The organism is Paenibacillus etheri (assembly GCF_001012825.1).
GTDB classification, from domain to species: Bacteria; Bacillota; Bacilli; order Paenibacillales; family Paenibacillaceae; genus Paenibacillus_AQ; species Paenibacillus_AQ etheri.
In genome coordinates this window covers 567,427-580,059 of sequence record NZ_LCZJ02000019.1, presented here as the reverse complement: position 1 = coordinate 580,059, position 12,633 = coordinate 567,427, and the positions used below count along the sequence as shown (strand labels likewise).

General features: G+C 44.4%; 1 protein-coding gene. It reads left to right on the top strand.

The window, feature by feature from the left end; translation table 11 throughout:
* Positions 1–43: 43 nt before the first annotated feature.
* The coding region (locus tag UQ64_RS12065; protein WP_209445770.1) for a glycosyl hydrolase family 95 catalytic domain-containing protein at positions 44–12,633 on the top strand (12,590 nt) is incomplete at its 3' end.

Below are 12,633 nucleotides of genomic sequence, written 5' to 3'. Positions count from 1 at the left end.
GCACAATGATTATCACTAGTTATATTAGGAGGAATGAATACTCTTGTTTAAAATCAGATCGTTAGCTAAACGTTTGACAGTGAGCGCTTTATCATTGAGCTTAATTATTCAGCATCCTATATCTGTTCCCATAGCTAAAGCAGAATCTGTAAGCGCTATCGCGGGATTATCCGCCGCCCCTGAAAATAAATTATCACTATGGTACCGGCAACCGGCGATAGATTGGGAATCAGAAGCGCTTCCCATTGGCAATGGACATATGGGAGGAATGGTTTTTGGTGGCATCGAACAGGAACGTATTCAATTAAATGAGAAAACGTTATGGTCCGGTGGGCCAGGTTCTTCTTTCATATATAATTGGCCTTCCACGGATGAAGCAGAGTCCTCAACACCTTATACTTTCGGTAATCGTGATGGTGCTGCAGATCATTTGGAGAGTGTCCGGGCTAAACTTCGCGCGGGGGATATTAATGGTGCACAAAAAGAAGCGAATGAAAATCTTACAGGTTTGAATGTAGGCTTAGGAAGTTATCAAACTTTTGGAGACTTGTACCTAGATTTTGAGAAATCATCAAGTAAAGCAGAGAATTACCGCCGAGAACTCGATATTGAAGATGCGATATCTCGAGTGAAGTACACGCAAGATGGAGTAGAGTATACACGAGAATATTTTGTCAGCTATCCTGATAAAGTGATGGTTACGCGTTTGACAGCCAATCAGCCAGGTAAGCTGTCCTTGGATGTACGCCCGACAAGTGCTCAGGGAGGCGTAGTTACAGCGAGCGGGAACAACATTAATATTAGGGGTAATGTTCTTGACAACAATTTGCTATATGAAGCGAACTTCCGTGTGCTCCATCAAGGCGGAAATATAACCCCGGGGGATGGGAAGATCCATGCAGCGAATGTTGATTCGTTAACCATTCTTACTACAATGGGCACTAACTATTCCAATACCTATCCTACTTATAGAGGAAATGACCCGCATAATGAGGAAGTGGCGATATTGGATGCTGCTGAGAGTAAAACTTATGAAACGCTACTTGAGAATCATAAGCAAGATTATAAGGCTTTGTTTGATCGTGTGAAACTAGATTTGGGCGATTCCAAGCCTACGATTCCAACAGACGAGCTCTTAGCCACATATGAAGGAACGAAAAGTAAAGCGTTAGAGGTATTATTTTATCAATATGGCCGATATCTGCTAATTTCTTCTTCACGTTCCGGTTCACTACCGGCCAACTTACAAGGCGTATGGAATAATTCCAACAGAGCGCCATGGAGCAGTGATTATCACTTTAATGTCAACATTCAAATGAATTATTGGCCAGCGATGGTATCGAACCTCTCGGAGACGATGTCACCATTGATCGATTACATTAATTCATTGCGTACTCCAGGTCGAATTTCATCTGAGAAATATTATGGCATTAAAGATGCATGGTCGATTGGAGTGGCAAACAATCCATTCGGATATACTTCGCCGGGATGGGATTTTAATTGGGGCTGGTCACCGGCATCCAATGCTTTTATTTCGAATAACATTTGGGAGAGTTATAAATTTTCAGGAGATATCGATCTACTGAAGTCACGTGTATATCCAATTTTGAAAGAAACGACACAATTTTGGACCCAGTATTTAGTTGAAGATACGGATGGAACATTGGTATCCACGCCTTGTTATTCACCGGAACAAGGAACGATCAGTACAGGATGTGCTTATGACCAGCAGCTCGTACAAGATCTTTTTACCAACTATTTGGAAGCGAGTATAACCTTAAAAGTCGATTCTGATTTTCGTGAGGAAGTCCAGACTAAATTAAATCAGCTATCTCCAATTAAAATCGGAAAGTACGGACAAATTCAAGAATGGAAAGAGGACATCGACGATCCGAACAACAAACATCGCCACTTGTCTCAATTAATCGCTCTGTTTCCAGGAAAGCAAATTAACAAAAATACGCCAGAACTCCTGAAAGCAGCTAAAGTATCATTGGAGCACCGTGGAGATGAGGGTACAGGTTGGAGTAAAGCTAACAAAATTAACATGTGGGCTCGTGCCCAAGACGGTACACATGCACATACGATTCTGGAAGGGCAGCTTACCGGAAGTACATTAAATAACTTGTTCGATACACATCCGCCATTCCAAATCGATGGCAACTTCGGTGCTACGTCCGGTATGTCTGAAATGCTACTACAAAGTCATTTGGATAACATCGATATTTTGCCGGCGCTCCCTGCTTCATGGCCAGAAGGAAGTTATTCAGGCTTGGTTGCACGTGGGGGATTTGAGGTTAGTGTGAACTGGAACCATTCAAGAGCTACAAACATTAGCGTCAAATCGAATAAAGGCAATCGTGCGGTTGTTACTTATCCAAACATTGCTGGTGCTAGCGTCATGAATCAAGCCGGTCAGAATGTAAAGCACTCCATAGATAATAACAATCAGATTTCTTTTGACACACAAATTGGAGACGTTTACACGATCGGTTCGATTCCTTTACAAGATGGACATTTATACAATATGAAAATGAAAAACAGCGGCCATTTGCTAGATATTGAAGGGGCATCGGTGCAAGAGCAAGCAGCGGTTGTGCAAATGCCAGCAGTATCGTTAGCAAGCAGTCAGCAGTGGTATGTAGAAAGTGTAAGTGATGGATACTACAAAGTTACCAACAACACGAGTAAAAAAGTGATTGCAGTGCTAGATTCATCCATGACCGATGGTGCGAAACTCGTACAGCAAACCTATACTTCAGACACCTCTTATAATGATGAATGGCGTCTTGTTGATAAAGGGAGCGGTTATTATCAGTTGGTTAATCGCGGAAGTGGTAAAGCCCTTACGGCTTCAACCACCAGCACAGAGACTGGGACACAGTTGATCCAATCTTCAATAACAGATTCAGATGAGCAATTATTGAAAATTGATCCTGCAAGTGATCCATTTGATCAACAAAAGTTCAACCTTACGGTTCAACACAGCAATCTTCGTATGGACGTGAACGAGGATTCCAAATCAGATGGCGCTGCTATCATCCAGTGGTCCGAAAGTGCGGGGCAGAATCAACAATGGATGTTTATGAAGACAAACCCGGGTTATTACAAAATTACCTCAATGAGCAGTTCAAAAGCACTTACTGTAGAGAATGCGTCAACATCAGACGGTGCAGGAATCATTCAAGCCACGTACACCGATGATGCTACCCACAATGATGAATGGTCAGTCGTAGATGCAGGTGATGGCTATTATCAATTGAAAAATCGGGCTAGCGGAAAAGTGATTGAAATACCTGACAACAGTGTTTCAAGCGGTGAACAATTCGTACAAAACAAAGCTGATACGGGCAGTAACCAGAAGTTTGCATTCTCGTTAGATAGAACCGTGAATGACAATGCAACTGGATCAGGAAGTGATCAGTTTGTATACGGTGCGGGTTGGGATTATAGCTCTTCTGAAGCTGGGGCATTCAGTCGTGACAACCATTATTCGAACAAAGCGGGTTCATACGCGCTCCTGCGTTTTACTGGCTCAAAGGTGCAAATATATGGAGCTAAAAACGATAATCAGGGGATTGTTGCGTTCTCCATCGACGATGGTCCTGAGCAACTGGTCGATACTTACGCCTCTTCGCGTTTAGATCAACAACTGCTTTTTGAAAGCTCGGAGATGTTGAATCAGGAGCATGTGCTCAAAATCCGGGTGACAGATCAGAAGAATGCCAATGCGAATAACACTTATATTTCAGTTGACCGTGCGGATATTCAGTCCCGTGTAGTTAAAGGCGTGGGCAATTCCAAGGATTATTTTAAACAAACTACTGAAGCAATTAATGGAGTAAATCACAGCGTAATTACCCTAAATTATAAAGGTGAAGACGCAGGGGACGCGGTGAGAGCGGCAATTGAGGCCGCCAAGACGGCGCAGAAGCCTGTAATTTTAGATTTTCCGACAGAAACTTACCATTTTAAAGCATCAACTGCGAAACAGGTGCAATATTTTATTTCAAATACGACCACAAAAGAGCAGACACCTAACAGTACTCGAAAGGTAGGCCTTCTATTCAAGGACATTGATGATCTTACCATTCGGGGGAATGATTCGACCTTGTTATTCCATGGTGTGATGACACCTATCGTATTTGACCATGCGACAAATATCAAGGTGAACGGAATAAACATCGATTTTAACCGACCTGTCGTATCGGAGATGACCGTTACTGAAGTAGGCAACAACTACATGAAAGCGAGTATACATCCGGATTCATGGTACTCAATTTTGAACAATCAATTAGTATGGTTCGGTGAAGAGAATTGGACAGAGAACGGAACTCAAAATGTAAAGGCTGTGCAAGAGTATAACCCAGTTACGAAACAGACCTGGAGAGTTGATAATCCTCTTGATGGTACAACAAGCGCACAGGATCTCGGTAAACGAGAGGTACAATTCAACTTCAACAATAGTCCGAAAATGACAGTAGGACACACATATCAGCTTCGGGATACAGCAAGAAGAGAACAAGGTGCGTTGATTTATCGAAGCAAGAATATTGCGTGGTCAGATGTTAACTTCTATGCTGCACCCGGGCTTGGAATTGTCAGCCAATACAGTGAAGATGTTGCGTTTGATAATTTGAATTTCGCACCTAAGACAGGCAGTGGACGGACGAATGCATCGATGGCGGACTTCCTGCAAGTTTCGGGAAGCAAGGGTGACATTCAGGTATCGAACTCCTATTTTGCTGGAGCACATGATGATGCGATTAACATTCACGGCACTCATCTGCAAATTGTACAAGTAACGTCATCCAATCAGGTGAAAGTACAATTTATGCATCCTGAGAGCTGGGGGTTTGATGCATTTGCCATCGGAGATACGATCGAATATATCAACAAGTCGACTTTACTCTCAAAGGAAAGTGCAGTGGTCACCGATGTGACACGCGTAAATGATACTCAAATTGTTCTTACACTAGATAAGACAGTACCTTCTTCGGTAACTGCGAATGAGTATGTGGTTGAAAATGCCACATGGACCCCGAATGTTACTATTAAGAATTCAACGTTTGAAACGATTCCGACCAGAGGCATCCTTGTGACAACGCGTGGTCCTGTTCGCATCGAGAATAACACATTTAATGGCATGCAGATGAGCGCGATCTTGATCGCAGATGATGCTAATAGCTGGTACGAATCGGGAATGGTGAAGGATGTCTTGATTCGTAACAATACGTTTAATAATAACGGGAACGCGGTGATTAGTGTTGAACCGAGCACTTCTCTGACGAATCCAGATAAGACCGTGCATAGTCATATTGTGATTGACGGCAATCAGTTTAATAAGGAGGGCGGCAATTCCGCAATTTATGCAAAGAGTGCAGATGGGTTAACGTTTACGAACAATACTGCGAATCAAGGTGGTTTTGAGCTTGCATTTGATGCATCTAAAGCCGTCACCATTACGGGAAATACGTTCGCAGAAAGCAATGTTGACAAAAAAATAAACTTTAATCGCATGATCGCTGGTACGGAATCTATTGATGAAAGTCAAGGATTTGTCGTCACGCGAACGAATGATTATACACCTGCTGAATCGGATCCTAGTGAGATTCCTCAAAATGAAATGACAGCAAAATCAACCAGTCATCACAGCGGAGACGAAGCGGGTAATGCCATTGACGGAGATCCTTCGACCATCTGGCATACAGAATGGGATCCTATGGCGGAATTGCCGCAGTCGATTACTCTAGATCTTGGGAAACCGAGAATGATATCAAAACTTAAATATTTGCCAAGGCAAAATGGGTCACAAAACGGCAATATTACTTCTTATGAATTATCGACAAGTTTGGACGGAACTTCTTTTACACAGTTTGCAAACGGATCCTGGGGTGATGACAGCAATGAAAAAACCGCACAATTTACTCCGGTAACAAGTAGATACCTGAAGCTTACTACTACTGCAGGTCATGGCGATTTAGCTTCAGCTGCGGAACTCAATGTAAGCAAAGATGCTAGTGATGGCCAGTATCAGGAGATTGCTGAACTTATAACAAATGCGCAAGGCAAGCATGATAGCGCTGTTGAAGGCATCGGCAAGGGGCAATACCCGGCTGGTTCAAAACAAACGTTACAGACAGCCATAACTGAAGCGAAAAAGGCAGTCAACAGCAGTTCGATTACACCGCAGCAGTTACAGAAGACTTTAAATTCTTTGAATGCTGCGCTACAAACCTTCGAATCGCTTATAATCACTGATCCGAATGGCAAATCGATCAAGATCACAACCGAATCTAATCGTATCAACGTAAAGGGTGGAAGTCTTTCGTTAGAAGCAGTCGTGCTTCCGGTTGATCAGCCAATAACATGGGCTGTCTATGAAGTTGATGGTACTGCAACAGAAAAAGCACTTATCGATCAATCTGGCAAGCTAACAGCTGTGAAGGATGGAAGCGTGAAAGTCGTTGCTACAGTAACGGACGATTCTTCGCTCTCCGATGAAAAAGTTATTATCATCACTGGACAAAATGATGATCAGAATCCGTCAACTGATCCAACAAACCGAGAGGAATTAAATTTCAACACGGGTTGGTTATTCAAACGTGAGGATGTAAGCGGAGCCCAAGAATTAACATTCGATGATAGCGGCTGGGAGGGCGTTAATTTACCTCATAGCGTACGTCTAGAACCGAAAATCAACGGGGGCATCAATCAAAGCTATCAAGGCTTGGCATCGTATCGAAGACATTTCTCGCTCGATAATTCTTACACTGGCAAGAAGCTGTTTATCGAATTCGAAGGGGCAATGACCAATGCAGAAGTGTGGATTAACGGCACGTATCTTGGCATTCATCACGGCGGATATACTCCTTTTACATTCGATATTACAAAGTATGTTCAATTAGGTGATGCAACGAATGTCATCACAGTAAAGCTTGATAATAGGGATGATCCGCAAACCCCGCCAGGAAAGCCGCAAAGCGGTTTGGACTTTGCATATTTTGGCGGACTTTATCGAGACGTTAAGCTGCATGTCATGGATAACTTGCACGTCACCGATGCTATATACGCAAATAAGGTGGCAGACGGCGGCATTTTTGTTACCTACCCACAGGTAAGTAAAGACGAAGCGACGGTACAGGTGAAGACAAATATCATCAATGAAAACGCGAGCGCTAAGAACACTAGCGTTAAAACCACGATCGTCGACAGCAACAATCAAGTGGTCGCCACTATGATGAGCGATGCTCAAAATATAGGGGCGGGTAACGACCATACGTTTGTCCAATCGACGAAGATTAGTAATCCGAAGCTTTGGCATCCTGACCATCCTAATTTGTACACAGTATATACTTCAGTGAATGATGGGATCACTTTTGTGGATAGTTACAAGACCCGCATCGGGATCCGGCGGATTCAATTTACTCCTGATCAAGGATTTCTCATTAATGGAGAGAAACTAATGTTGTATGGCGCGAATCGGCACCAAGAGTATCTGTATGTCGGTAACGCGATGCCTAATTCAGGACAGTACCGAGACGCTAAGCAGCTTCGAGAAGGTGGTTTCAATACCGTACGCACGGGTCATTATCCGCAGGATCCATCTTTCTTAGATGCGGCGGATGAACTTGGATTGACCGTTATCTCCCCGACGCCGGGGTGGCAATTCTTCGGAGATTCTGTCTTTGAGGAGCGTTCCTATCAAGCCATCCGAGATATGGTACGAAGAGACCGAAATCATCCGAGCATCATTATGTGGGAATCCAGCTTGAATGAAACGGACTACTCGCTGGAGTATGCGCAAAACGCGCATAAGGCTACTCATGAAGAATATCCGGGAGATCAGACGTATACGTCTGCGGAATACGGATTTAAAGGAAAAGAAGTTTATGATGTGAACTACAAAGAATTGGATTCGGCCTTAAAGCCACTCTTTACGAGGGAATGGGGAGACGATTGGTCGGAAAGCGCGACAAGCCTTACCGGGTATCGGTCGGTCCGCAAAGTGGGCGAAACCGACATGATAAACTCCACCCTCTTACGTCAAAAGGCTCTAAACGGAGAGGGATACTTCGACTGGGCGGGCCTTAATGCAAATCCGCGCATAGCCGGACATACGGTCTGGAGCTTTAGCGACAACAACCGTGGCATGGATACCGACCCGGCCTATGCAGGTCTAGTGGATCTAGACCGGTATCCGAAATTCAATTACCATTTCTTCCAAAGTCAGCGTGATCCTGGCTTGAAGCTAAGCGGCGTCGACTCTGGTCCGATGGTCTTTATAGCCAATTATTGGACACCATCTTCATCAAGAAACGTCACAGTGGCGAGCAATACGGAGCAAATTAAGCTTTATTTGAACAATAAACTCATTGATACCCAAAATCCCGATAGCGGATTTAAGCATGTAGCCCACCCGACATTTACATTTAATAATGTACCTTGGGCGGCTGGATCGTTACGTGCAGATGGTCTAATAGGCGGCGTGGTTGTGGCATCACACACCGTGAATACGCCGGGACAGCCTCATCATCTGAATGTAGAGTACGATACGAAAGGGAAGGGGCTCGTTGCGGATGGTTCGGACCTGGTAATGGCTTACATTACAGTACGTGACGCTGACAATAACATTGTTCCGACGAATTCCGTTTCTGTTTCCTTAAACTTGAGCGGCCCGGGCGGGCTAGTTGGCAATGGCGTAACGCGAACTTTTGCAAACCCAGTTGCTGTAGAAGGAGGCATAGCCGCCGCATTCGTGCAATCTTCTCGTACGCCTGGCACCTTAAAGCTGACAGCGAGAGCGAACGGTTTAGTCGCGGGAATTGCCGAAATCACTAGCGAGGCAAGTCAAAGCGTGTTCGTGCCCGGTGGAAGTGACGGAGGAGAACATTGGTTTGAAGGTGAGAATGTCGCTTTGAACAAAAGCATAACAACAAGCAGTGAGCAAAGTGAAAATCCAGGCTCGAATGGTAATGACGGGAACGAGACGACCGGCTGGACAGCTGCAAGCAGCGATCCTGGACAATGGTGGGAGGTCGATTTGGGCAGCGTCTTTAATATCACGGGCTCGGAAATTGTCTGGGCAAGTGGAAATTCCTATAATCAGTACAAAATCGAGGTATCTGAAGATCAAGGAAATTGGACGACGATTTTGGACAACACCCAAAATAAGACAGCAACGTCGCGTCAAAGGGATAAGCTATCTGCTAATGCACGGTATGTTCGCATTATAGTAACGGGAGTACAAACGGGTCAAGCCAGTTTCAACGAGTTGAAAGTGTTTGGAGTAGCGCCGTTTCAAAACCAGGCAACGCAACATCCGGAATTGGTAAATGTCGCGTTAAATAAGTCCGTCAGCGCAAGCAGCTCGGCAAACGGTAATGAACCGTCCATGGCGAATGATGGCATCAACGCCTCGTGGTGGGAGGCCAACAGTAGTGCACCTGCATGGTGGCAGGTGGACTTGGGTGCTTCTTACAATTTGGTAGGCAGCAAAATCCTTTGGGGAAGAGATAACATGCATTATACCTACAGAATCGAAGTTTCCTCTAACGGTACAGAATGGTCGCAAGTAGCGGGCCGTACGGCTTCGGGTCAAGATATGAATCCAGATAACTACACGGCAGCCGGGGTCAGGTACGTCAGAGTAACCGTGGATTCACTTGCTGGAGGTAGTGGTACGGAGAAGCCAGCGTTCAAAGAAATTCAAGTGTACAGCGCCCCTCACAACATAGCGCTTAATAAGCCCGTAACCGCAGATAGTTCCCAGTGGAACAACCCTGCTGAAGCCGGTAACGATGGAAATGAATCGAGCCGTTGGAGCGCAGACGACGGAAACACGGGACATTGGTACAAGGTTGACCTTGGGGCGATTTACGATTTATCGGGTACCCGGGTGAAGTGGGAAATGGACAATAGGAATTACGGATATCAAATCGAGGTTTCAGACGATGATGTGAAGTGGACGACAATAACGAAAAAGTCAAGCTCATCCCAAGTGCAGTTCGACTATTTCAATACACGTGCAAGGTATGTACGAATCCAAGTGACAGATATGTCCGATGGATGGGCAAGTTTCTGGGAATTTGACGTATATGGCGCGGTTCCGGTTGACACGTCGTTGATCCCACAATCACAAATGACTGCTACGGCAACGAGTGAAGAGACAAGTGGAGAAAATAATGATGCTTCGCAAGCCATTGATGGTAATCCGTCGACAATCTGGCATACGAAGTGGGATTTGTCTAATCCGCTGCCACAATCGATAACCCTTAATCTTGGTAATACGCATGTCATTTCGAAACTAAAATATTTGCCTAGGCAAAATGGGGCACAGAACGGAAATATTACTTCTTACGAGATATTAACAAGCTTGGACGGTGAGAACTTCACACCAGTTACAGGCGGAAGCTGGGATGATGACAGCACTGAGAAAATCGCAGAATTTGCTCCGGTCGCAAGCAGATACCTGAAACTTACTGCCATCGCAGGTCATGGTGGTTTAGCTTCAGCGGCAGAGATTAACATCATGAAGAATGAGATGGATGAGGACTATCAAGCCCTTCAAGCACTTATCACAAGTGTGCAAAGCAAGCACGACAGTGCAGTAGAAGGAAATGAAGAGGGTCAGTATCCAGAAGGTTCGAAACTAACTTTACAAAAAGCTATTGATCAGGCGAAGGATGTACGCGATAGCATCTCTGTTACGCAGCAGCAATTGCAGCAGGCGGTGAAGGATTTAAATGCTGCACTGCAAGTGATGGAGGATAGTATCCACAATCATGTTAAGGTTCAATCGATCACGATCACAAGTGAATCATCGGTGATTACGACGAAGAAAGGAACTCTTCAATTAGGCGCTGCCGTGCTACCTACCCATGCTAATAAGTCTGTAACATGGGCTGTGTATGAAGTAGATGGCATAACAGTAACGGACAAAGCGACCATTGAACTATCCGGTTTGCTGACGGCGGTGAAAGATGGAACCGTGAAGGTGGTAGCCACAGCAACGGATGGTTCTAATGTTCAAGGTGAGTTAGCTATTACCATAAGTGGTCAATCGGACATTATCGATCCGGGCACAGATCCTGTGAATGTTGAAAAGATTAACATTTCAAGTTCAGCAGATGTGTCAACGATTACCACTAAGAGCGGAAGCCTTCAACTTGGTGCTACCGTGCTGCCTGCTAATGCTACGAATAAGTCGGTAACATGGGCTGTATATGGAGCGGATAGCGTATCTGCAACGGATTTAGCAACCATTAATCTATCTGGACTGCTGACGGCGGTGAAAGATGGAACCGTGAAGGTGGTAGCCACAGCAACGGATGGTTCTAATGTTCAAGGTGAGTTGTCTATTACCATAAGTGGTCAATTGGACATTATCGATCCGGGCACTGATCCTGTGGATGTTGAAAAGATTAACATTACAAGTTCAGGAGATGTTTCAACGATTACCACTAAGAATGGAACCCTCCAATTTGGTGCTAATGTATTGCCTGAAAATGCTACGAACAAGTCTGTTATTTGGACAGTTTTTGGAGCGGATGGAGTAACACCAACGGATCAAGCGATCATTAATTCGAGTGGTTTATTGAAAGCTGTGAAGAACGGTGTTGTGAGAGTGGTAGCGACTTCCGTTGGAAATCCATCAGTTTATGGAATCAAAGAGATTACGATTAGTGGGCAAGACGACAGTACTGATCCAGGTACTGGTCCAGGAACAGGTGTAGATCCAGGCAGCCCAACGACACCAACGATTCCTACAATAACACCTACACCAACGACATCACCGACGAAAGAAGATCCACATCGTTATGTGCCAACAGAGAAAGAACTAGAAAGTAAAACTGCACAGAACGGATCACTGAGCCTAACGGTAAACATTGATCGGGAAACATTAGCGAAAAAGTTAGAAGCACTTTACAAAACAACCGAAAGTCCTAATCTTAACATCGAGATTCCAGGAGTGAATGCATGGAATACAGTGCATCTTCCACTGGATGTCTTGTACAACAGCTTGAAAGCGAATAAGGACACAATCATTACACTTAGTAGTCATTTAGGTAGTTATGAACTTCCGCTTTCCAATCTGAATCGTGAAGAACTAGAGAAAACAGGTAAAGTTTCGGGTTCAACCTTAATCATTCGAATGGATAATATGACTTCACAGCATGAACAGAAGTTTGAACAATCCATAGTAGAAAAAGGAATGAAGCGAGTAAGCAACATTATCGCATTCAAAGCCATTCTTAAATCAAATGATAAAGAAGAAGAGCTTCAACGTCTCGGAAATACGTTTATAACACGTGTCATAAATTTGGATGGCGTTATTCAAGATCCGTTGTCTGCGACCGCTGTTATATTCGATCCGGTAACGGGAGTAATGCGTTTCGTGCCATCGGTATTCACAGTGAAGAACGGCAAAACTGAAGTCTCCATATTCAGTCAAGCAAATGGCTTATACGCAATCGTTCAGAACAAAAAAACCTTCGATGATATGATTGGACATTGGGCGCAAAAGGATGTTGAGACCTTAGCCTCTAAACTGATCATTAACGGCATGACGGATCAGGCGTTTGCACCAGCAGGCCAAGTCACTCGTGCTCAATTTGCGGCACTGCTGGTAAG